We start from the raw sequence: 22,204 nt of genomic DNA on the forward strand, positions 1-22,204 counted from the left end.
CAGGAAGCGCGCCCCTTGCCACTCATCGGTATCGACCGTAAGGTCTACCGATGTTCGCGAGGGACGCGCTTCCTTGCGTACGGGAGCTTTCGAGCTGTCAGTCGGACTCCGGCAGGCGGAACGTAAAGCGCGTGCCGATCACCTGGAGCGTATCCCCGTTTGCCAATGGATAGCGCTTGTAAGGAACCATCGGCTCGTTGTTCCATAACGTCCCGTTTTTGGAGCCGAGGTCTTTGGCAAAGTAGTCGGACTGCTCGCGGGCGATTTCCAAGTGCAGCTTCGATACTCCGGCGGCTTCTTCTACATAATCGACCGCATCGCGCTCTCGGCCGATCAGAAACCGTTCTCCGGCAAGCGGGAGCCGCTCGGCCTTTCCGCTCTTGGCGACCTCCAGCACGGGAGGCCGCTTCCCATCCGCTCCGTCTTCCGCTTGTCCGGACAGACGGGACGTCCCCGGCCGCAGCAGCACGGTCGCATCGGGCTGGCGCAGCAGCGTCGTGGACGCAGCTCCATACGACTCCACGGGCTGCGGCAAGACAGACTCCTGCCCCTCAGGACGCCGCAGCGCAGGTTCCTGACCGGCAGGCAGCCAAGGCTTCGGACGATCGGCGCGCGGAGCCGGGGCGACGGCCGACGGCTGTGCGGAAGGCTGTACGGAAGGACGTGCGGAGAGCAGGCCGGTCAGGCCGGTCATTTCCCGCTCCTCCATCTCCTTGTAGGACCGGGCCAACGACTCCAGGCCGGACGGCAGCGGCAAAGACGGTCCGAGCCGCAGCCAGACGAACAGCGCATCGAGCAGCAGCACCGTCAGTCCGGACCATATGCTGAGAAACCCTTCCGCTGCGTCCGGCGGATAAAAGCTCCAGATCAGCAAAACCAACGCTGCCGCAGCCCCCGCCCCGAGCGCGGCTTGCTTGCGGGTCCGCGGCGTTGCGGCGGTCGCGGCCGATACCTCTGCCGGGGTGCTCCCTTCGCCGGACCAAGGCTCTGGGCCGGGCTCCTCGTCAGGGGAACGCATGCGCGAATGAAGCGGCTTTGCGGATGAAATCCATGACGGCAAGACCGGACGCGCTTCTTCCTCCGATCCCGATACCGGCAGCGCGGAGAACGGTCGAGGCGAATCGGCGGGCTCGTTTCGCGAACTGGAGGACAGGCGTTGCGAGACGGCGGAGAAGGGTGACGGCTCGTGCTCCCTCTGCGGCGGAGCGGGAGTCGCGGCAACAGGCTCCGGTTCGAAACCGGACGCATAACGGGCGGATTCGCGCGACGCCTCCGGATCGAGCAGACCGGCAAGCAGCGAACGGATATCGCGGAATTCGAACCGGTCGCGGTTCAAAGCGGCCATCAGAGCCGTGAAGCCCCCACCCTCGATCCGTTCGATGCAGGCCGACAACCGAAGCGCCAGCTCCTTGAACTGCACCCGAACCGGCGGTTTATTGTCCGCATCGCGGACCGGTACGTAAAGCAGCGATAAATCCCCGGCAATATCATTGTCGCTGCCGACAAAAATAAACTCATCGTGGAGCCAATAACCATCCTCGCGCAGCATATACGTTTGACTGTCGTCGATCGTGCCCGCGCAGCCGAGCAGCAACCGGTAGTAAGACGCAAGCGTAAGCTTGCCGGTCTTCATCCACTGCGACAGCATCCGCTTGCCTGTAATATCGTAGCGGAGACGTACGTTCAGATCGATTTCCTCGGCCTCGAACGGCAGCAGGCCGGGAATAGCGTCGCCCTCCAGCATCCGCAGCTCGATCCGCTCGAGTTGGCCAAAACTAAGCGGTTTCGTTCCGGATAAGACAAGGCAGGTGCCTCGATGCCGGACGAAGTCGTAATGAAAGCCGTATAAAGATTGATTCATGGGAGTCCAAGTCCCTCCTTCAAGTCAGCGGAGAGCAGTAGGTAGAGGTCAGCGCCATGGCCGGCAATACGGCATACATGAACGGAAACGTGGCCGCCTTGCTCTTGTAGGCAAGCATGCCCTTGACGTCTCGGAGCAGCAGCAGGTTGAACACGAGCGCAAACGTATGACGCAGCCGGTGCAACAGCTCGCCGCGGAAAGCGACGAGGACCAGCCCGATCACAGCGGCCAAAACAATGGAGTTGAATGCGCCGTTTACAACAAAGACCCCTCCGGTCATCGCGCCGATGGCGCCGAACAGCTTGACGTCCCCCGCCCCTACGGCACGCATGGCATACAGCGCAAGCATAATGCCGAAGCCGGCAGCAAAGCCGATTGCGGCATGCGCCAGACCGTCCCAGCCTCCGCTCCAGCCTTGGTACGACAGGCCAAGCGCAATACCGGATACCGTATAGCGGTTCGGGATTTTACTTTCCTTGCAATCGTGATAAAAACATATCGCCAGCAATACAATCAATCCGGCAATCATCGCCCTAAGCTCCTCTCTCTCGTCAAAAGCGCGGCCAGTCCGTTCGCCCCGTCGCCGGTACTTTTTCACCTGTTCTGCTCATTCCGATAAAAATCTGTTCGGGCTCCCTTCGTTCCGGAGACGTTCCGCAGCCGCCCGCTTACGCTCCCGTCCAAATTCGCTCCACCGCCGTTTTTCGCAGCGTAATCGTCTTTCTCACGAACGGAATCGGCAGCTTGACGGTATATTCCGCCGTTATTCCGATCAACCGGTTGTCGTCGCTTCCGAAACGGGGCAGCACAACACGAGTTACGCTTAGCTTGTCCGCCTTCAAAACGCCTTCATCGGCATAATGCATGACCGCCTGCTTGAAGGCGGCATGAACAAGCGGAGTGATCCGCTCGGCCACGAACCGTTCGGCCTCGTCCAAGGCCATCTGCGCGGTTTTCTCTCTAATCTCCCGCTCCCATTCCACCAAATTGACCATAAAATCGGGTATGTACGCTTTGTAGTCTTCAACCCACTGTTCCCCTTGCTCTAGCTTGTCCCTCGCCGCACCAATCTGCCCGAGCCACTCGCTAGCCTTCTGGCCGACGCCGCTCTGCGCGTAAGCCTGAATCGCTTCTTCGGCAAGCTGGTCCACCGGATAGGCGCTGGCTGCCATCTGTTTGGTCGTCTCGGCCACCGCGCTTTGCAGCGCCATATCCGCTACCGTTAGTTTGATCAGGCATGCCAGCGCAAGCACAAAGGCGAGGAAAAAGGGCAGCGCCACCGTCGCCTCCAGGCTGACGCTGCCGCTCACGTCGCGGGCCAACGATCGGACCAAGCCTGTCGCCGACGGGGCCTTCGTCTTGCGGGCAGCTGTATAGGAAGCGCTCGCCGTTTTGTTTACACTCCTCTCCCCCTTTCCGGCCGTCGCAGCAACATCAATAAGACAGGACGACGGATTTGGCTATAACCGCCTTGTTGCCTTCGGTCGGGTATCCGAAAGCGGTCATCGTGTAGGGCATAAACCACAAGCCCAGCTTCGTTTCGGTGCGGGCCTGCATTTGCGAGACCGCTTGGCGCAAGTCGCATCCCGTATTCAGATCGATCAGGCTTTGCATGCGGGCCGTCATCGGGTCGCGCTTCGTTTGGATCAGCATAAAAAGGCGCAAGTAGTCTTTGTAGCCCATCGTCAACATCGGTGGCGCCTTGGACGATACGACCACCTCTTCGCCGTTGACAAGCTTCGTCATATCGATAAACGCTTTTCCGGCTCCCTCCGCAAGCGCCCACAGCAGCGTCAGCAAAGGATTGCCGAACGTGACGATTTTCGATTCGGGAGCCATCAGCGCCTCTGCCGTGCGAATCGCCAGCCGGATCGCGAACATTTCCGTATAGGCGGCCGATTGGTTTTTAAGGCAGGAGCCGAGCCCGTACAGCAAATATTCCGCCTCCTGCCCTTGCAGTTGATGGCTGTCCCTCTGTGATGCTCCATACTCTTTTTTGGGCTGTCCGTCCGGCTCCTTTTCTTTGCCGTATGTCCGGTAATTGAAAGTCGTCAGCGCATATTCATTGATATACAGCTCGTCGCGGAATGCGCCGGCCGCGTTCGAAATGCCTTCCAGCAGCTTGTCGATCATGCCCGTCGTCTGCTTCATCGCCTTGTCGGCGTCGCCCATCTCGTCCACTCCGGCAGCAACAACCGGTTCGGTCCGGTTATACTCGGCGTACTTGCGGTAAAGCGCAGCCTCGCCGGAAGCGGGATTGCCGGTTTCCAGCCGCGCATACGCATCCGAGTCGCCGTTTCCGCAAGCCGCCCATAGTTTACGGGCTTCATCCCAAACGCCGGCGAACTTCGTTTTTTGCTCTTTTTTTCTTTTGGCTATTTCGCTGCGCGACGCGTTCCCGCGCTCCTCCTCCGCTCCTTGGGCGGCGGCAAACTGCTCGGCTTTCGCTCCGTAAGCGTTATTCGAATCCGACAGCACCTGCATACGAACCGAATCGAACTTGGCGGCTCCGACGAACAGCGTCGTTGCGTCCAGAGCGGCTTCGAAGCCGTTGAACAAAGCCCCGATGCCCCCGACACCGGTTTTGTACTGCATGTAATAAGAATCCGGCTTGGACGCTACCGCCCAGACTTCCGGAGATAATTCGGCCGTGGACGACGCGCTGGCGCCTGCCTGCTCGCGTATTCGTTCGTCCAGCGCCTTGGCCCGGTCGAGACGCTGGAAAATGTCCGCCGTTAGTGCGGATACCGTCTGCTGATCGCGCTTCGCCTCCAGCTTCGTCGTCTGGAGCAGCAGCGTATATTCGGCAATATACCGCAAAATCGTCTCCAAATCGCCGATCTGCCGGTTCATCTCGCCAAGACTGCGCTCCAGCTCGTTGATCGATTGCTGGATGGCGGCAATCGCCTCGGCGGCCTGAACGCCGGCTTGCAGCATTCCCGCCAACCCGGCCTGTCTCTCGGCGATCGACCGCCGAACCGCTTCAGCCTGCGCTTTGAGCGATTGGATGGAACGGGTTACTTCCTCGGCATCACGCAAGCCGATAAGCCGGCACAGCTCGTCAAGCCTTTCCAGCTTGCGAGCATAGTAGGCGCGAAACAGTCCGGCTTTCTCTACAAGCCGCTGCGAGCTCGTCCAGGCTTCGTCCAGTTCGTCGTCGCGTTGTTCCAGCAGCTGCTCGATCGCTTGCGCCTGCTTCGTAAAAGACGACACCCCGGACAGCATGGACGTCGCTCCCGATTTGTTTTTCAACTTATCGGTAACGCTCAAGGCGAATTCGATGGGTGCCCGGTACTTCATCTCTTCGAGCACCTGCCGCTGAAATACCGCCTTGTTGCCGAGCGTATACAGAGGCTGTAGCGTGGTGGACGAAGCCGCCGGAACAATAAGCCGATACGCCCCGTCTGCTCCGCCTGCATCCAGATTGTCCTTGAACACCTGCCCGAATAGCTCGCGGCTTTCCTCCGGGCTTTGGCCGATGGCGAACAAACCGTAGTTGCGCAAGGACGGATCGTATGCGGACAGCACGGAGCGGAGTGCGGCCTTGGCGGCCGCTTCCGTCTGGCGCTCGCCCATCTTCGCCCGCGCGGCGTCGATCAGTGCGGCATGGAAGGCGAACATCGGGGCCAGCAGCAGGATAAGCGACAACGAAACCGTGCCGGCCCGGGATTTCCACATGATGACTTTGCCCCCTCGTTTCGTTATTGATGGATAACGACGATGATGCCCCGCTGCTCCAAATAATCGCGCAGCGGCTTGGACGGCCCGATCTTGCCGTCTTTTTCTTTACGAAAGAAGTGCCAGACGACGCCCTTTACTTCCGAGCTTTGCCGCATCAATTCAAGATCTTTATCGACCTGAGACTGGATATCTTTCGCTTTGGACGTGTATCCCAGCTTCACCTCGTGCATTAAACCGTCAGCATCAAGCGAATCGAGCTGCCGATCTCCGCTCGGCGCGCTCACCCATTTCTTGACGCCTCCGGTGATCCCCCTCACGTAGACCGCTGCTTCCTCAGCCCGGGCGAACACAAGCTTCTTCTGTTCCGGCGGAGGCTCCCGCGGCACCGTTTCCCCCGCCTTGGATACGGTGATCAAATCCTTGACCCGTACGACAAACGTCCGGACAAAATCGACGTTGCGTATAAGTTCGACCGGCTCGGTAACAATGGATTTGACCTGCGCCTGCATATAGGAGCTGTCCCACTGCGAGGCCAGAAAGGGCAGCAGGCCGCGGCGGCCGAGCCGGGCCGTCACTTCACGATCGATCAAGCCGTGACGGTACGTCAGCTCGCCCGTTACATCGGCCGGCAGTCCTTCGGCGGCTCTTGTCAGCTTCGCCTTCGGACCTTGCCCCCCGGATGAGCCGTCTGCGGGCAGCAGCACCTTCTGCAGTCCAAGGGCGGAGCCGAAGGCAAACATGCCGCCTATCCCGTCACTGCCGGTTCTCCAGTACAAGCCGTCGTATTGCCCTGGGGCGACATTGCCCGTCGTCCAGTCCTTGCGCGTATTGTCCCAACTATAAGCGGCCCGCTCCGCCGTCATCGACGCCGTGTAATACAACACTGATTTCTCATAAAGAAACAGGCTCATAAACACGATGGAAACAAGCGCCAATAAAATCGTCGGGTAAATGAGCGCGGACTCCAGCGTATAGCTGCCGCGTTCAGAACGGACGAACCGCTGCAGCGCGGCGGCTCCTTTCGCTGCGTTCCCCATAAGACGCGCGCCGCTCCGTCTCATGGGCCTCAAGTTCAAGTTCCTCGCATTGCCTAAGTCCGGCCGGAGTGCGGAAGAGGGAGCATAAGCCATGGGATGGCCGCGTCTGATCATTACGGTAATTTGGTGCAAGTGTCCGGAGTGCTGAAGCAGTTATCCTGGACTCCTTTATTGTCCAGTTCCGTATTGGCCTCCCCAAACAATTTCCTAATAAAAGCAAGAATCCACTTGCGGAACGCGACCGCTACGATAACCAGAACCGCTACGATCAGCAGAAGCTCCAGCGTGCCCAAACCTTCCTCGTCATGCCAAAAGCCCAGCAGGCGTTTGCCCAGCTGTTTCATATTCATTCCTCCCCTTCTTCTCGACGGTCAATCCATCAGCATAACCGCAGGCGCCGCGACAATCGCCATAACGGCCAACAAAATAAGCAGCATTGGAAAAATAAGCTTCGCGGACGCTTCCTCGCCTAGAATGCGCGTCATCGCCTTGCGTTTTTCCCACATATCGCGGTTCAGGGCACGCAGCGACATGACGAACTGTTCGCCTCCCCGCCGGTAATTCATCAGCACCGTTGTCGTAAAAACCGATACTTCGGCGACCGAGCATCTTCGGCTCAGCTTCTCCATCGCGATCGGGAACGACTCGTTGTTGCCGAGCCGGTTCGCCAGCATCATCAATTCGGCTTGCAGCGGGCCCGAGCTTCCGGAGGCGCCGTAAGCTTCCGCGCAGCGTACGATCGCTCCTTGCACCGTTTCGCCTGCATTGACAAGAAGCGTCAGCTTGTTCAAAAATTCCGGGAGCTCCATGATCAGCTTTCTTTTTTTATCGGCGATTTGCTTATCGAGCCTCTGCACCATAACGAACGGGCACAAAGCCAGAGCGGCGAGCAGCGCTCCGATCAAGTAGACGTCTCCGCCCGTAGCCGCGGCGCAACCGACCAACAGAAGCGCGCACAGCAGAACGGCAGACACGAGATCGGCGGCAAACCGTTTCGTATGCCGCATGTCGGCATCGTCCCCGTGCAGGGCGATCATCTTCTGATAAATATTCCAGCGGCTGGAGGACAGCCGTTCCGCCAGCTTCATCCTGGCTGCGATCGATGCCGACAGCGGGGACATAAACCGAAGAATATCCATCGTTTCACGTCCCGATATTCATAATTTTGCGGGCCAGCCACTGGCTTGCCGCCAATATGCCCAGAGCCCCCGTCATGACGAGATGCCCGGCGCCCCCGTACAACGGCTCCATATAGTCCGGAGAGCTGAAGGCCAGAAACGCGACGATGATGAACGGGATGAAGCCGAGCGCTCTCGCTTCGAACTTTTTTTGCGCCACCATAACGGAGATATCCTGTTCAATCTCCATCTTCTCCCCGATCATATTGGACGTCCTTCGCATCACCTCGACCAGGTCCCCACCCGTCCGCTTGCACGCCGCAAACGCCTCTGCGAACTGAAGAACGTCCTCGATGCCGCTGCGGCGTCCGAAATCGAGCAGCGATTTTTCCACCGGCTCTCCGTTTTCCGTGCGCCGGTTAATGCGCGCCAGCTCACGCTGCATATCCGTCGCTGCGTCCGGATAAAGCATCCGCAGGTCGCCGTCCGCCTCGCGGAACGCGTTCTCCACCGATCGGCCCGCAGACAGCGCGGTGGACAGCGAGTATAGCGCATGCTTGAATTGGCGGCGCAGCTCGTCTTTTCGTTTGCGGATCATTTGCTTACGCCGGATTTTCGGAAAATAAAGACCGGCCATAGCGAGCACGAGGCAAATGCCGATGTTCTTGTAGAACAAAAACCCGATAGCGAACAAAACCGCGCCTGCAATCGCGCATACCGTAACCGTCTCGGTCTTCGACATCAAATAATGGTCGTAGTCGCCCGCTTCGCGGAAGCCTGCGCTGCGAGCCTCCTTCGCTCGTTTGACCGCGGCCCGCTCGGCAGCACGCGATTCTGACGGATTTTCAGCCTGATGGCGCAGGGGGCGCTTCGTCAAGCGGCCGACCAGCCAATAGACGGCATAAGCCGCCCCCCCGCCCAAGAGCGCAATCGCTACGCCCCACATGTCGATCGATCACCTCCTTTCATCGTTAGGCCAGTCCGGCCAGCTTCAGCTTCTCCACACCGAGCAGCGGATTGGCGGTACGCTCCAGACCGCCGATCACCCGGCCCATCTCGTCCTCTCCACGCTCCACGAATACGAACAGCGGATTCAGACGCAGCTCGCCCTCCTCCATCCCGTCCAGCTCGGTAATTTCCGTCACCCGGCGGCTCCGGTCGCGAAATCGCGACAGGTGGATCATCACATCGAGCGCGGAATCGATCTGCTTGCGCACAACCCCGACCGGCAGCGCCGCGCCGCTCAGCACCATCGTTTCCAGCCGGCTCAGCATATCCGCCACGGAATTGGCATGGCCGGTCGAGAGGCTGCCGTCATGTCCCGTGTTCATCGCCTGGAGCATATCGAAAGCCTCGGCGCCCCGCACTTCGCCGACAATGACGCGGTTCGGCCGCATCCGCAGGGAAGCCCGGATCAGCTCGCGGATCGAAATGGCCCCTTTGCCTTCCGTATTGGCGTTGCGCGTCTCCAGCCGCACCCAGTTCGGCACGCCCCGAATTTGCAGCTCGGCGGAATCCTCGATCGTCACGATCCGCTCGTCGGCAGGAACGAAGGCGCACAGGGCGTTGAGAAACGTCGTTTTTCCCGAGCCGGTCCCTCCCCCGATAAACAGATTGTATTTGGCCCGCACCAGCTTGATCAGAAATTCGGCGGCTTCCGTCCCGATCGCCCCGCGGGCGACCAGATCGTCCATCAGCAGAGGGCTGGCCGGAAATTTGCGGATCGTCATCGCCGGACCTTTTAGCGCGATCGGCGGCAGCACCACATTGACCCGCGAGCCATCGGGCAGCCGGGCGTCGACGATCGGACTGGACTCGTTGACGACCCGGTTCACTTTGGCCACGATCGTCTGGATGACGTCCTCCAGTTTCTCCGCCGATTCGAACGCCCCCGGCGCCCGCTCGATGCGTCCCTCCAGCTCGATGAAAATTTCATCGTGGGCATTGACCATTACTTCCGTAATCGCCGGGTTGTCGATCAGCGGCTGGAGCACGTCCAGCCCCCGGAATGAATGATAGATGGCCGTTACGATATCCCTCCGGTCCTTGGCCGATAAGTAAAAATCCGGAGAATAGCGAAGCACCGTCTCTTCGATCATGCGCATAAAGCTGTCGTCCGTATGGGAGCCGGACAGATCGATCTGCTCGCGGATTCGTTCGCGAAGCGAACGGACAATGGGCTCGATCATCGAAAACCGTCGCCTCCTTCGGAAGAGCGGATCGTCTCCGCCAGTCTGGCCATTCCCGCCTCGAACAACGGCTCGGGCCGCTGCCGCCTTGCGCCGTGGCTCTGCTTCCAGCCGGAAACGTACGGCAGCTTGACCGCGATCGGAAGGCTGAGGGCCGTTCCCGCGCCGCCGGGAATCGGCAGCATATGGCCGTCGAAGCCGGTATGCTTATTCATCACCAGCCGAATCCCGCCCCTGCCCGCGCCGGCTTGCGGTTCCGGACCGCGCAGCTCCTCAAGCTCCGCCAGCAGCTTTCCGGTGCGCTCCGCAGACTGCCCGTCCTCCGTCACGAGCCAGACAATCGCTTCGCTCTCCGCGAGCGCCCCCAGCACGCGATCGTGCATCGTTGCTTCCAGATCGAACACGACCGCATCGTAGTTGCCAGTCCGTCTGAGACACGCAACGAGCTTGCCCACATCGTCCCTGGTCAGCTCCAGCGCCTCGCGCGCTTTACGAAAGCCCGGAAAATAATCAATCCCGGAATCGGCCCGGTACACAAGACCGGGCAGACAGTCTGCCGCCCAAGCCGCATCGCTCCGCAATCCGTAAACAAACCGCGCGGTCAGCTCCGCATCCGCCTCTTGCGGAAATATCGCTGCGGGGACCAGCTCCATGCTCCAATACAGGCACCGTCCGCCCCGATCGGCGAGCGCTCGGGCCAGATGGACCGCTACGGTCGTTTTCCCGGCCCCTCCGGATGCGGAGAACACCGAATATATCGACGCCCCTTCCGTCCGCAGCCGCTGCTCCTTGTTCGGGGAGCCGGCCCTGTACAGCTCCATCATCCGCCCGAGCAACTGGTGCAGCGGCTGGTATTTATAAATGCCGGCGGCTTCGGAGGTCGTATCCTCCGCTTCCCGCTTCATCTCGCACAATCGGATGCGGCAGGCTCCGCCCGGCTCGATGTCCCCGAAATCGACATGGACCAGAACGAGCATGGCCGGTCGGCTGCGGATCAGCTCCGGCAGCATCTCCGGTCTCGTCACCTGCCGCACCGTCAGCCTGCGGCTCCAATCGGTATCGCGGATATAGTGGGCCAGCAGCCTCAAAAACTCCGCGTCCCGGTCCGCGACGATCAGTTCCAGCTTATCCGTCAACACTCATCACCTCCTTTCACCAAGCTGTTTACGGACCGTACAAGCTCCACAAGCCTGCCACGATCAGCACCAATCCCGCAGCGGCTCCGCCGACCGCTACGCCGATCGTTTGCTTTCGATTCATCCGGGTCCCTCCTCGCCGCCTTGCCATTCCTATCCGGAGAGCCCGTCTGGCGCGCAGACGAGATCCCGCTCCACCGGAGTGCTTGGTCACGACAAAAAGCACCGCAAACGACGGTAATCGATACCGTTGCTTGCGGTGCTTCCGCATATGGCATATTCAAATTTATCCTGATTATACCATACCCTCCCAATTGTTCAAGAGCGCAATGAAAAAATTTTGCCCAGCCAGCCTTTGCCGGACGCTCCGTTCCGAGACTGGCGGGCTTGCGCCGCCGTTTTGCCAAGCCACGGCCCGAGCGCTTTATGCAGCTGCGGCTTCACGCCGGGCTGCTGCTGCACCGGCTCGCCCTTCCACAGGCTGCGCACGATTTCCTCGAACGGAATGCTTGGAATGACCGCGGCCGGTTTCAACGGAAAAGAGCCGAGCCACTCCTTGCTTCCCTGAAAGGATGCCGATTTATTGGCAATAAAGGCCACATGTCTCCCCGCCTCGTGCAGCCTTTGCAGGAGATCCGCGCAGCCCCGGGCGGAAGGCAGCATCCAGCGAGACGGCACGGGGTCCGCGACGGCCACCAGGATGTCCGCCTCGTCGAGCAGCTCGGCTACGTCCGGCTCCAGCCAGCGGTCTCCGATGTCGATAATCGTAACGGCCGCTTGAATCCGGTAAAGCCTCTGCTCCATGTTCCCGGGAGAGACGGCTGGCGGCGGCTGACGCGGGTCCAGCGCCACCCATTCCGTGTGCCGGCTCGTCCACGAGGCTTCACCCGCGTCATGCCTGGCCGACCAATAGTCGTAACGGGCAGGCGCATTCCGGTCTCCGTCGAGCATCCCGAATAAGTCCGGACGGACGCCGGGATGCTCCACAACCGCATTGGCGATGCCAGCATCGCCTAGCAATACGGCAAGCGCCACTGCCGTAAACGTCGCCCCCGCTCCCGCATACAGGCCTCCGACCACGATGCGCAGCCGGCGACCGCTGTACAGCGGAGCCTGGGAGTTCGCCGCGGAATCCGCCGCGCGTCCTCTCTCCGATTCGAGACACTGTTCGAGCATGGACCGGACCGCGGAAGCCGAAGGCGGCCGCTGCATGGGATCGTTGTCGAGCAGTTTTCCCACCAGCTCGCCCAACAGGCGCTCGCGTTCTCCCCCAGCCAGTTCGAGCGGCTTGCGGATCGCATGGTACGTACGTCCCTCGCTAAGCAAATAATACAAAGTCGCGCCGAGCGAATACAGATCGGAGCGGTAATCCGAGCTGCCGTGCTCCAGCAACTCCGGTGCGGCAAAGCCGATCGTGCCGAGCGCCACTGTATCGGCCGCCCGCCCCGGCGTCTGCCTGCGGGCAATGCCGAAATCGATCAGCCGCACGTGATCGCGAGCGTCGATCATAATGTTCGACGGCTTGATATCGCGGAAGATGACGGGCCCGGAGTCCAACTCGTGCATATACTGGAGCAGCTCGCACAGCTGCATCGCATAACGGATCACCGCTTTGGGCGGCAGCGTTCCGCCATGGCTGTCGAACAATTGCTGCAGCGTCGAGCCTTCGATGTATTCCATGACCAGATGGCTGAAGCCTTCTTCGTCCGGAGGAAAAAAATCGACGACATGCGGCAGATACGGATGGCTCAGCTTCATCAGCACGGCCGCTTCGCGGGCGGCGGACAGCTCGGATATCCCTTGCTCGCGAGTCCGTTTGACCGCCCATCGTTTGCCCGGAAGCTTCAGATCGTCGGCTAAAAATACGGTGCTCATGCCGCCTTCCCCAAGCGGCCGGACGATCCGGTAACGCCCCCCGAAGACCGTGCCGACGATCCGGACGAGGTCGGGCGCCTCGTCAAAAAAACGATTCATGATGTCCCTCCGTTTCCAATGGAAGATATACCCATTATAACGGATGACCCCTTGTCGTTTCCACCGCAATCTCGCCTACTCCGGGATAAACCTCCGGGCTCCCGCAAATTCCTTGGCATAAGCCGGCGTATCCAGCGCAATCGTCTCGACGGAACGACGGGAATTCGGGGAATGAATCATCTGTCCGTCGCCGGCGTACATCCCGACGTGATGCACCTTTCCTTTGCCATTCGCGTCGGCGAAAAAGAGCAGGTCTCCCGGCCGCAGCGCCCCCCGGTCGACCGGCGCGCCTTGTTTTGCCTGATCGGAAGCGTCCCGCGGAATGTCGATGCCGTAGAAGCTGTGAAGCGAATGCGTAAAACCGGAGCAATCGAAGCCGAATCCGGATATGCCGGACCATAAGTAGGGCAGCCCGAGAAACTGCTTCGCCGTTTCGACAATCCGTTCGCCGGAGGGCGGAGCGCTTTGCTCCCTTTCGGCAGTCGTAAAAGCATCTGCCTTCATCATGTACTTGGGGCCGTCTGTCGGCGTTTGCACAACGTAGGACTCCCCGTCCTCGCGCAATAGAGGCAGCCGTGTATTAAAGCTGAGCTCTAGAAACGGCACCGTTCCCTCTGCATCGTCGAACAAAAAGGCCGTGGCCGCCCGGATGACCAGCACCGGACAAGCGGCATGGTCCAGCCTGATCGCACTTTCCGCCAGCTGAACACGGGGCATCCACCCCGGGTAGCCTTCGGTATGGCGCGAAGTCGATTGTCCGAGCACGATGACCTTCGTCCATTCGCCCCGTTCCTCCACAAGGCTTACGGGTTGGCCGAACAGCGCCTGCGTCTCCAGCTTGCCGACGAGCCACAGCCGATCCTCGGCATTCAACTTGTCCGTCCACTTGCGCGTATCGGCTAACGCAGCTTGACCGGGCTTATCCTTGGCCCGACCTAGCCCCGGACCGGTCCATAGCGTGGCGACCGGCGCATTGACCAGCCATTCCTTCCCTTGCGTCTCCAGCTTGCCGCAGCCGCCGCTATCCGTCTCCTCCGCCTGCCGGCCGATCGACGTCCCCATCCCCGTTTCCACGAATAATGCATCCCCTTCCTTCATCTCGGACTCGGTCGCGCTGTTTGCGATAACGTCCGGTTCGTCGACGGAGTAGTCGTGGGCCGCAAGACCGACCGCGTCCGTATAACCGAAAACGCCCGTTCCCGAGGGGGACACCTCCCGGATCGTCCATTCCGCCGCCGACGGCAATGCCGACTCCCGCGCGGAATCGCCGCAGGCCGGCAGCACCGCCAGGAGTGCCAAGCCGATAAGCATCCATTTCTTATACACCATGCGTTTCCCCGCTTTATCGTCTATGTTGCTCTTTATGCGAGCCTCTCCGCCTTTATGTCAGACCGCTGAATCGAACCTTTCAAGCATGGTGGAGCGTCTGCGTCTGCGGACCCAACGTATGCGCCCAACGCAGCAGATCGAGATTGCCTCCGCTCAGGACGAGCGCCACCTTCTTGCCTTCCAACCCGAGAGAGCGGTGCATAACCGCGGCAAGAGCTACCGCGCCGGCCCCTTCGGCAAGCATCTTCGTCCGCTCCAGCAGCATGATCATCGCTCGGGCGATTTCTTCTTCGGATACGAGCGCAAACTCGTCCACGTAGCGCAGCATCATCTGCAAATTCAGCGCGCCGGGCTGCTTGACGAGCAAGCCGTCGGCGACGGAGACCGGCCGCTCCGCGCGGCTGATCTTCCCGCTTTGCCAGGAATCGAAGCCGGAGCTGGCCGTCTCCGGCTGGACCCCGATTATCCGGATAGCCGGACAGACGCTCTTGACCGCTAACGCGATGCCGGATATTAGCCCGCCTCCCCCGACGGGAACGACAATCGCATCCACATCAGGCAAATCGTCCACGATCTCCATGCCGATCGTGCCTTGCCCGGCAACGACGGACGGATCGTCAAACGCATGAATGAGCGTCGCTCCCGTGGCGCGGGCAATTCGTCCCGCTTCTTCAAACGCATCGTCATAACCGGACCCGTGTAAAATAACGTCGGACCCATAGCCTTCGGTGGCCGCTATTTTGGCATGCGGCGCCCCGCATGGCATGACCACCGTAGACGGAATGCCCGCTTGAGCGGCGGCAAGCGCCACGCCCTGCGCATGGTTACCCGCTGACGCGGTTACGACGCCGGCAGCCCGTTCGGCCGCCGACAAAGCGGCGACTTTGTTCATCGCCCCGCGCACCTTGAATGCGCCCGTTTTTTGCATATTTTCCAGCTTCAGATACAGCTCCGTCCCCGTCAACCGGCTGAACGTCTGCGAATGGACGAGCGGCGTGCGGTGCACGTGCCCGCGCAAGCGAAAGGTAGCTTGCACGATATCCTTGTACGTTACTGAGCAATCCCCAACTAAACCACCCCGTTATAGTGTAATGAACAACAAAAAAAGCCCTCATCCCAAAAGGGACGAGAGCATTCTCGCGGTACCACCCTAATTCCGATCGTCGTTCTCCCCGTCTAAAGGCGGAAAACGGTGCATCGGCGCTTCATTCGGCATACCATCATATGCCGTTCCTGGTAACGGTGGACATCCGTGTTCCCTACTTGCGTTCGGGTTCCATCTCCGAGGTGATTTTCCACGCCGTCTGCACATCGGCTCGCACCATACCGCCGACTCTCTGGGAACAGGGGAAAGCATGTACTCTTCCTCTTCATCGAATTTGCTCATTGGATTTGAATCTCAATATAGCATAACGCTGCGGGAAGTTCAACGTCTTTTGCGCAAATAAACGGTCAGCTCGTCGCGGTTGTGGAACAACTGCTTCGCCTTGTGCAGCTCCATGTCCGGCTGCATTGCCCGAACCGAATCCTTTACCGTCTGGAACGGCTTGCCGTGCATCAGCTTCAGCGTAATGACGGCCGTTCCGCCTGGCTGCAGCGCAGCGAGCAGCGGAAGCAGCAGCTTGATCATCTGCTTCGGGCTCCAGCTCATATCGCATACGAGCAAATCGAACGTATCGGGAGGAAACTGCACGTCGCCCGCATTGCGCTTCAGGTGGGTGAGCCGCGGGTGGGTGAGCAGCTCGGGATGCAGCACCGCCGGATCGACGGCCGTAACCTCCGCCCCCCGCTCCAGCAGTAAGGATGTCCAGCCGCCGGGGGCCGCTCCGATATCAAGCGCCTTCCGGAAGCCGGACAAGTCAAGGCCAAAGGCGTATTCCGCCTCCAGCAGCTTGAATTTGGCCCGCGACGCCTGCCCTTCCTCCTTGCGAAACCGAACGGCTCCGCCCGGCCAATCGGACAAATTGTACTCAGGCGGCGAAATGCCGATATACGCGACTCCGTTGTTCAAGAAGACGGAAACAATCCGCTTCGCGTCCTTGACGACCATCTCCGTTTCGTTTGCTTCCTTCAACGCCGCGGATACCGCATCCCGCAGCGCGCCCGTTTCATAGCCGGGGTGGAAGCCTTCCGCCTTGCGGATCTGCACGGCGATTGCCGCCCCGCGGTCTGCCGGATCGTAGAGCCGCACGATCGCCGAGACAATCGGCGCTATATCTCCGTCCGTGCCCGCGCAGGCTATCTCGGCGTCGATCGGATGCATATGCCGCAGGAAAATCGGCTCCTGCCGCAAAACCGCGGCGATCGCTTCCTCGCGCCCGAGCGGAATGCGCATCGCATACGTTTCCCCGGCGATCAGTTCCGCGAATTTCGTTCCCGGCGCGAGCGCCCGCAGCTCGTCCTGCGCATAGGCCGCGAAGCCGCGGTTGGACGTGACGACGAATTGCGAGGCACCGGCGGGATGGGACTGTTCGATCATCTTCGACGCACCTCGACTTTTTGGTTTATGACTTTAATGATTAATGGCATTAAACAACGTGAATCCACGGGCGGCCGCCGTGCCAATCGATCTCTACTGGCACTTGGTAGGCGTCCCGGAGCAGTTGGGCGGTGAGGACGTCGTTTTTCTTGCCCTGTGCCACGATCTTGCCTTGGTCCATCAAGGCGATATGGGTGAACACCGGCACGATCTCCTCGATATGGTGCGTGACATAAACCATCAGCAGTCCGGTTTTGCCCAGCTCTTCGATATCGGTCAGCAGCTGCTCACGCTCGTACAGATCGAGCCCGGAACAAGGCTCGTCCAAAATAAGCACCGACGGATCGGTCATCAGCGCGCGAGCCAGCATAATTTTTTTGCGCTCGCCTTGGGAAAGCGTACCGAGCGGCTGCTCCGCCACATGCGGCAGCCGAACCTGCTCCAGCTTTTCGATCGCCTTGCGCTTCACCTCGTCGGGAATATCCTGATAGAAGCGGAGGAAGCCGTACTCGCCCGTCGCCACCACTTCCCAGACCGGGTCGCGCATGGTCAGCTTTTCCATCAGCGACTGGCTGATGTAGCCGATTTTGTTGCGAACAAGCCGCAGATCGATTTCCCCGTAAGGCTGACCCAAGACGCGCACCTTGCCCGAGCTCGGGAACTGGTAGCCCGTGATCAGCTCCAGCACCGTCGTCTTGCCGGAGCCGTTTTTCCCCAATATAACCCAATTCTCGCCCTGCTTCATATGCAAATTCACATCGTTCAATATCGTGCGCTCGCCGCGAATAAAATGAATGTTGTCCAACCGGATCATGCTTCGCGTTTCCCCTCTCTCCCGCCAATGTCCTTTCCTTTGCCGATAGCCGGAACGAGTCCGTTCCTCGCGCTTGTCGGCGGCATCACCTATTGTAGCGCAGGTCAGCCCCCGTTTTCCACCCGGAATTTTCCTTCGGCGATTTCCCGCAGCGTCTCGTCCGGAACCGGATGGTTGTACAACCGCACATGTCCGGGCTTGTTCGCATACAACGACTCGTACATAAGCCGTCTGCCCGACGCGCTGGACGTATGTAAATAAATGACCGCCGGGTACGTACGCTCGGACACGATATAACGGACGACTTCCATGCCGTTCGGCCGGTTCCAGCCTAAATCGTAGTCCAGCGAAAGCACGCGGACCGGGCTTGCCCTCAGCAGCTCCACGCACTCGTCCACATCCCGGGCCAGCACGAACCCTTGCGGACGCGGCCGGGCGTCGTCCAAATAAAGATCGATCATCGTTTCCCCTCCGCCAATCGATGCAGTTGTCGAATTTCCTGTTCGTGCGTATCGCTGCCGGCTGCCGGCGTCTCCAGCACGACCGGCAGGCGTTCGATCCATGGCGAGGCCAAGAAGCTGCGGAACGCCGTTTCGCCGATAAAGCCTTTTCCTACATTGGCATGCCGGTCCTTGAACGATCTGCACGGGTACACCGAGTCGTTCAGATGAACCGCCTTCAGCTGCGCGAAATAGCCGAGCGCATCTCCCCGCGCCAGCACATCCGTCCAATTGCTCCCGTCCCATAGGCCGCTTGCAAACGAATGGCACGTATCCAGGCAGAAGCCTACCGCTTCCGGCCTGACGCACAGATTACGTATGCCGACCAGTTCTTCGAGCGTCATCCCCATCCTGGCATGCTCGCCCGATTGGTTTTCGATCAGCAGCGGCGTATCGCCGCTCCATCGGTCCAGCACTTCGTTCAAAGTCGCCACAATATTTTTATAGCCGTCCAATGGATCGGACCCTTTGTAAATGCCGAAATGCACGATGATCCCCACAGAGCCGCAAGCTTCGGCGATCTCAAGGTCATTCAGCAGCGAGCGGACGACGATATCGCGCCGTTCGCCGGCTTCGACGGCCAGATTGGTCGGATACGGCGTATGGGCGATCGAGCGCATATCGTGTTCGCGGCAAAAAGCGGCGCATGCCTCGGCATCGCGACGGTCCAACGTTTTGAGCGTCAGGCTGCGCGGATTTTTCGGGAAATATTGAAACGACCGCCCGCCGATGCTGCGGGCATGCTTGGCCGCCTCCAGAAAACCGCGGCGGATGCTCACATGGGAACCGAAATACACGCCGATTCCCCCTTCACCGTTGGCAGCGGGTACAATAGAATACTTTACGGGAAGCGAGCTCCTCCTGGACAAGCGGGCTTCCGCAGCGGACGCAAGGCTCGCCGCCCCTGTCATACACCGCGCAGCGGCTGTCGAAGCCGCCGGTCAGGGCGTCTCCCGGAAACAGCGGATTTTCCATATATCCCCCAAACCGGATCGCCTCCAGCAGAACGGAGCGCATGGAGCCGTAAAGCTTCCCGAACTCTTCCTCGGACAGCGACTCGATTTTGCGAATAGGCAAAATGCCGGCGTCGAAGCAAATTTCGTCCGCATAGCAGTTGCCGATGCCGGCAATCGTTTTCTGGTCGGTCATCGTCGGCTTCAGCACGGTTCGCTTGCGGCCGATCGTACGCCTCAGCTCGGCTTCCGTAAAAGAAAGCTCGAGGGGCTCCGGACCGAGCTCGGCCAGCCGGGCTTCCGCTTCCGACGAACTCCACAGATGCAAGTAGCCGAGCCTCAGCCCGATGAAATACAGGCTGCGCTCCCCGAAGGAAAGCGTAACCTGCGTCGTGCGGTCGGGCTTCTCGCTCTCGGTCCCGTAAAACATCCAGCCGCCCAGCATCAGGTGTAGCAGCAGCACATCGCCGCTGTCCAGATGAAACAGCAGATGCTTGGCCCTTCTGGCAATGCCGACGATCGTCCGTCCTTCCACCCGGCGGCGGAACGCGTCGACCGGCACGTTGATCGATTTCTCGCGCTGCACGTCCGCTGCGACGATCGGCGTATGCAAAATGCGCTGGGCGAGCAGCGCGCGGTATGTTTCCATTTCCGGAATTTCGGGCATAGGGTCTCCTACCTTCATCTTTCTTCCTATTTTACCCTTTTCCGGATTCGTTTCATACTCGCTCGATCCCCGCCGTCGGCCAACATACGGCAAAGGGGCTAAGATAAACCGAGACGGTCCAGCAGATCGGCCAAATCCGCGCAAACGATGTCCGGCTGGGGCGTTCCTTCGATGCCGAGCAGCCGCTCCGCATTGTCCGGCGTGGCAATTCCGGTCAGCACGAGCGCCGTCCGCAGCCCGACCGCCTTCCCGGCCCCGATATCCGTCAGCGGATTATCGCCGACCGCCCATACGTTCTCCGCCGTCCCCAACCGCTCCAAAGCAAAGCGCATAATCGGCTCGTACGGCTTGCCGATCACGAGCGGTTGAATTTGCATCGCCTCCCGGATCGAAGCGGCAATCGTTCCCGCGCCGGGAAGGAGCTTGCCGTCGGCCGGAAGCAGCCGGTCCGGGTTCGTTAACACATACTCGGCCCCCGCCGCAATAAAGCCGACTGCCCGCTCCAGCTTGGCATAGGAAAATTCGCGGTCGATGCCCTGCACGACAAAGTCCGGCCGCTCGTCCTCGTCCACCAGCTCCAGGCCGGCTTCGGTCAGCGCCGCGCGCAGCCCTTCTTCGCCGATCGCGTACACGCGCCCTCCAGGCTTGCGTTCCGCCGCATAGCGGGCGGCCGCCTGCGAGGAGGTGACCACCTCCCGGGGCTCGGCTTCGATGCCGTGCTGCCGCAAATGCCCGGCGACCGCCTCGGGCGTGCGGGACGAATTGTTCGTCACGAACAAAAACGGCAGCTTCAGCTCCCTCAGCCTCTTGATAAATGCAGCCGCATGAGGGATTGGCGCATGTCCCGCGTACATCGTGCCGTCGAGATCGATCAAAAAGGCAGGCCGCTTGTCCAAGCCCGCCGTACCGCTTCGGTAATCCGTCATCTATACTCCCTCTTTCGCTCGGTGCGTTTGTTCCCGATAATCGTCCTCCTGCGAGAGCGGCAGCAGCTCCTGTTCGCCGAGATGCGCCCGTTCGCGGCTCCCCCGACTCCGTTCCGCCGCCCGCTTCCCGGCCGTACGCCCGCCCGCTCCCGTACCTCGGACAGCGCCCGCCTTTCGTTCGACCGCGTCCCGCTTCGCCCGCAGCCGCTCGACACGCTTGCGGATCGCCTGTAGCTCGTCGCCCCCGCCTTCGCCGCGCAGAGCGGACAACCTTCCGGAGGCTCTTTCCAGTGCCTGCTCCGCATAAGCAAGGGCACGCGCATAATCTTTGTCCCGGTGCTCATAAAACATCGCCAGCTCCACATAGGGCGTCAGCGAGGCTATCCGGGAACGGCGCTTGCGCTCGATCGTCCGCTCCCATAACGCCACCGCCGCCGCTAACCGGCCCTGCCGCTTGTAAAATTCCGCCGCTGGCAGCCAATAATCGGCCGCCTGATCGCTCTCCCGCTCCAGCAGCTCTCGGAACGCCTCGTCCGCTTCCGTCTCCCGCCCCAGCTTGTCGAGCCAGAGCGCCAGCCGGAACAGCTCCTCCGGCTCCATGCGCGACGTGGCGGCTTCTCCGCGCAGCAGCTTAGCCAGATGGGCCGCGAGGCAAGCCAGGGTAAGCACGTCTTTCTCGTTATGCTCGAATACGCCGGACAACAACGCCGGATCGCCTTCGGCCAAATATTGAAAATAAAGCGCCGGAGCAAGAGAGCCCGGCACATCGTCCAGCCGGCTCAATCCGAGGCGCCCCCGCTCCACCGAGCTGAGCCGGCACGAAGGCAGCGTGTTGCGCCATAAGCTGCGGGACGGATACAAAAAATCGAGATGGCTCGGATCGGTGGCTTGCTCCTTCTGCCTGTTCAAAATGTAGCGGTTTTTCAAAATCGGCCAATCGAAGCATTTGCCGTTGTACGATACAAGCGTGTCGCGTTCCGCAAGCCGTGTGCGCAAATGGTGCAGCATGGCCGCTTCCTCGGCCGGGTTGCGGATGAACAGCTGCTCGACGACGAAAGCCTGATCCTCGTAGAAACCGATACCGACCATAAACGCCACATTACCGGCCCCTACCCCGAGACCCGTCGTTTCCGTGTCGAGAAACAGCAGACGTTCGCGATGAAGGGACGTTCCCCCAGGGGGCACCATAGCCTCCTTCGCTCCATCGTCTTCCGCACGGACCGCAACCGGGATTTTGCGGCCGCCCCGCTTTACTGCCGGAGCCGCCAACGCGGACAAGCAACCCGCTTCCCCCTGCAGCTCCCCGAGACGGTATGTACCGTGAGCATAATCCAGCGGATATTCCTTGCGCCGCATAATGAACGAGCCCCAGCCGTTGCTTTCGAGACGGGCATCGAGGCGGTCCCAGCCGGGGTCGATCCCCGGAAACGCGCTTTCCTCCGGCGAGCTTCCGCTACCCGTTCCGATCTCGTCCAGAGAGGGGCCTCCGCCGGTGCTTTTCTTGAGCCGTCCCAACCGTTCCCTGAGCAAGCTCATCGCT

General features: G+C 60.5%; 20 protein-coding genes and 1 other annotated feature. All 20 genes read right to left on the reverse strand.

Going from position 1 to position 22,204, the window contains the following annotated elements; genetic code table 11:
• Positions 1–97: 97 nt before the first annotated feature.
• Positions 98–1,861 (reverse strand): DUF6382 domain-containing protein, encoded by a 1,764-nt coding sequence (locus tag ABD796_RS12030; RefSeq protein ID WP_344907937.1) that lies wholly within the window; start codon positions 1,859–1,861, stop codon positions 98–100.
• A 19-nt stretch (positions 1,862–1,880) separates the two neighbouring features.
• A complete protein-coding gene (locus tag ABD796_RS12035; protein ID WP_344907940.1) occupies positions 1,881–2,390 on the reverse strand; it encodes an A24 family peptidase in 510 nt (169 codons plus the stop codon).
• A 139-nt stretch (positions 2,391–2,529) separates the two neighbouring features.
• Positions 2,530–3,195, reverse strand: coding sequence for a hypothetical protein (locus ABD796_RS12040; protein WP_344907943.1), 666 nt, complete (start codon positions 3,193–3,195; stop codon positions 2,530–2,532).
• A gap of 100 nt (positions 3,196–3,295) precedes the next feature.
• Complete coding sequence (locus ABD796_RS12045; RefSeq protein WP_344907946.1) at positions 3,296–5,539, reverse strand: hypothetical protein; 2,244 nt, start codon at positions 5,537–5,539, stop codon at positions 3,296–3,298.
• 23 nt (positions 5,540–5,562) lie between these two features.
• Entirely contained in the window at positions 5,563–6,579 is a 1,017-nt protein-coding gene (locus ABD796_RS12050; RefSeq protein ID WP_344907949.1) for a TadE/TadG family type IV pilus assembly protein, read from the reverse strand.
• A 113-nt stretch (positions 6,580–6,692) separates the two neighbouring features.
• Entirely contained in the window at positions 6,693–6,923 is a 231-nt protein-coding gene (locus ABD796_RS12055) for a Flp1 family type IVb pilin (RefSeq protein ID WP_344907952.1), read from the reverse strand.
• A gap of 27 nt (positions 6,924–6,950) precedes the next feature.
• Positions 6,951–7,718 carry a type II secretion system F family protein gene (locus ABD796_RS12060; RefSeq protein WP_344907954.1) on the reverse strand — a complete coding sequence of 256 codons (768 nt, stop codon included), beginning with the start codon at positions 7,716–7,718 and terminating at the stop codon, positions 6,951–6,953.
• A 4-nt stretch (positions 7,719–7,722) separates the two neighbouring features.
• Positions 7,723–8,643, reverse strand: a complete 921-nt coding sequence (locus tag ABD796_RS12065; protein ID WP_344907957.1) for a type II secretion system F family protein — start codon at positions 8,641–8,643, stop codon at positions 7,723–7,725.
• Between the two features lie 25 nt (positions 8,644–8,668).
• Positions 8,669–9,886 carry a TadA family conjugal transfer-associated ATPase gene (locus ABD796_RS12070; RefSeq protein WP_344907961.1) on the reverse strand — a complete coding sequence of 406 codons (1,218 nt, stop codon included), beginning with the start codon at positions 9,884–9,886 and terminating at the stop codon, positions 8,669–8,671.
• Positions 9,883–11,022, reverse strand: coding sequence for a nucleotide-binding protein (locus ABD796_RS12075; RefSeq protein ID WP_344907963.1), 1,140 nt, complete (start codon positions 11,020–11,022; stop codon positions 9,883–9,885). The genes ABD796_RS12070 and ABD796_RS12075 overlap by 4 nt, the downstream gene beginning before the upstream one ends.
• 318 nt (positions 11,023–11,340) lie before the next feature.
• Positions 11,341–12,996, reverse strand: a complete 1,656-nt coding sequence (locus ABD796_RS12080; protein ID WP_344907966.1) for a serine/threonine protein kinase — start codon at positions 12,994–12,996, stop codon at positions 11,341–11,343.
• A 75-nt stretch (positions 12,997–13,071) separates the two neighbouring features.
• Complete coding sequence (locus tag ABD796_RS12085) at positions 13,072–14,325, reverse strand: C40 family peptidase (protein WP_344907969.1); 1,254 nt, start codon at positions 14,323–14,325, stop codon at positions 13,072–13,074.
• A gap of 79 nt (positions 14,326–14,404) precedes the next feature.
• Positions 14,405–15,361 carry a threonine ammonia-lyase gene (gene ilvA / locus ABD796_RS12090; protein ID WP_344907972.1) on the reverse strand — a complete coding sequence of 319 codons (957 nt, stop codon included), beginning with the start codon at positions 15,359–15,361 and terminating at the stop codon, positions 14,405–14,407.
• 82 nt (positions 15,362–15,443) lie between these two features.
• Positions 15,444–15,708, reverse strand: a binding site (T-box leader).
• Between the two features lie 43 nt (positions 15,709–15,751).
• On the reverse strand, positions 15,752–16,804 hold the full coding sequence (locus tag ABD796_RS12095; RefSeq protein ID WP_344907975.1) for an SAM-dependent methyltransferase: 1,053 nt from the start codon (positions 16,802–16,804) through the stop codon (positions 15,752–15,754).
• A gap of 49 nt (positions 16,805–16,853) precedes the next feature.
• On the reverse strand, positions 16,854–17,618 hold the full coding sequence (locus ABD796_RS12100; RefSeq protein WP_344907978.1) for an ABC transporter ATP-binding protein: 765 nt from the start codon (positions 17,616–17,618) through the stop codon (positions 16,854–16,856).
• 104 nt (positions 17,619–17,722) lie between these two features.
• A complete protein-coding gene (locus tag ABD796_RS12105; protein WP_344907981.1) occupies positions 17,723–18,079 on the reverse strand; it encodes a cyclic-phosphate processing receiver domain-containing protein in 357 nt (118 codons plus the stop codon).
• Entirely contained in the window at positions 18,076–18,915 is an 840-nt protein-coding gene (locus ABD796_RS12110) for a deoxyribonuclease IV (protein WP_344907984.1), read from the reverse strand. Before ABD796_RS12110 ends, ABD796_RS12105 begins: the two co-directional genes overlap by 4 nt.
• Before the next feature lie 13 nt (positions 18,916–18,928).
• Positions 18,929–19,738, reverse strand: a complete 810-nt coding sequence (locus ABD796_RS12115) for an Fpg/Nei family DNA glycosylase (RefSeq protein ID WP_344907986.1) — start codon at positions 19,736–19,738, stop codon at positions 18,929–18,931.
• A 98-nt stretch (positions 19,739–19,836) separates the two neighbouring features.
• Complete coding sequence (locus ABD796_RS12120; protein WP_344907989.1) at positions 19,837–20,664, reverse strand: HAD-IIA family hydrolase; 828 nt, start codon at positions 20,662–20,664, stop codon at positions 19,837–19,839.
• Positions 20,665–22,200 (reverse strand): ribonuclease H-like domain-containing protein, encoded by a 1,536-nt coding sequence (locus ABD796_RS12125; protein ID WP_344907992.1) that lies wholly within the window; start codon positions 22,198–22,200, stop codon positions 20,665–20,667.
• Positions 22,201–22,204: the final 4 nt, after the last annotated feature.

Source organism: Paenibacillus hodogayensis (assembly GCF_039536325.1).
GTDB lineage: Bacteria > Bacillota > Bacilli > Paenibacillales > NBRC-103111 > Paenibacillus_AB > Paenibacillus_AB hodogayensis.

What these genes read in the sequence shown, in the direction of transcription:
- ABD796_RS12035 (WP_344907940.1), bottom strand. Translation starts at nt 2,390, where the DNA reads ATGATTGCCGGATTGATTGTATTGCTGGCGATATGTTTTTATCACGAT.
- ABD796_RS12085 (WP_344907969.1), bottom strand. Translation starts at nt 14,325, where the DNA reads ATGGTGTATAAGAAATGGATGCTTATCGGCTTGGCACTCCTGGCGGTG.
- ABD796_RS12125 (WP_344907992.1), bottom strand. Translation starts at nt 22,200, where the DNA reads ATGAGCTTGCTCAGGGAACGGTTGGGACGGCTCAAGAAAAGCACCGGC.
- ABD796_RS12065 (WP_344907957.1), bottom strand. Translation starts at nt 8,643, where the DNA reads ATGTGGGGCGTAGCGATTGCGCTCTTGGGCGGGGGGGCGGCTTATGCC.
- ABD796_RS12120 (WP_344907989.1), bottom strand. Translation starts at nt 20,664, where the DNA reads ATGACGGATTACCGAAGCGGTACGGCGGGCTTGGACAAGCGGCCTGCC.
- ABD796_RS12100 (WP_344907978.1), bottom strand. Translation starts at nt 17,618, where the DNA reads ATGATCCGGTTGGACAACATTCATTTTATTCGCGGCGAGCGCACGATA.
- ABD796_RS12080 (WP_344907966.1), bottom strand. Translation starts at nt 12,996, where the DNA reads ATGAATCGTTTTTTTGACGAGGCGCCCGACCTCGTCCGGATCGTCGGC.
- ABD796_RS12095 (WP_344907975.1), bottom strand. Translation starts at nt 16,804, where the DNA reads ATGATCGAACAGTCCCATCCCGCCGGTGCCTCGCAATTCGTCGTCACG.
- ABD796_RS12060 (WP_344907954.1), bottom strand. Translation starts at nt 7,718, where the DNA reads ATGGATATTCTTCGGTTTATGTCCCCGCTGTCGGCATCGATCGCAGCC.
- ABD796_RS12055 (WP_344907952.1), bottom strand. Translation starts at nt 6,923, where the DNA reads ATGAAACAGCTGGGCAAACGCCTGCTGGGCTTTTGGCATGACGAGGAA.
- ABD796_RS12050 (WP_344907949.1), bottom strand. Translation starts at nt 6,579, where the DNA reads ATGGGGAACGCAGCGAAAGGAGCCGCCGCGCTGCAGCGGTTCGTCCGT.
- ABD796_RS12105 (WP_344907981.1), bottom strand. Translation starts at nt 18,079, where the DNA reads ATGATCGATCTTTATTTGGACGACGCCCGGCCGCGTCCGCAAGGGTTC.
- ABD796_RS12115 (WP_344907986.1), bottom strand. Translation starts at nt 19,738, where the DNA reads ATGCCCGAAATTCCGGAAATGGAAACATACCGCGCGCTGCTCGCCCAG.
- ABD796_RS12030 (WP_344907937.1), bottom strand. Translation starts at nt 1,861, where the DNA reads ATGAATCAATCTTTATACGGCTTTCATTACGACTTCGTCCGGCATCGA.
- ABD796_RS12070 (WP_344907961.1), bottom strand. Translation starts at nt 9,886, where the DNA reads ATGATCGAGCCCATTGTCCGTTCGCTTCGCGAACGAATCCGCGAGCAG.
- ABD796_RS12045 (WP_344907946.1), bottom strand. Translation starts at nt 5,539, where the DNA reads ATGTGGAAATCCCGGGCCGGCACGGTTTCGTTGTCGCTTATCCTGCTG.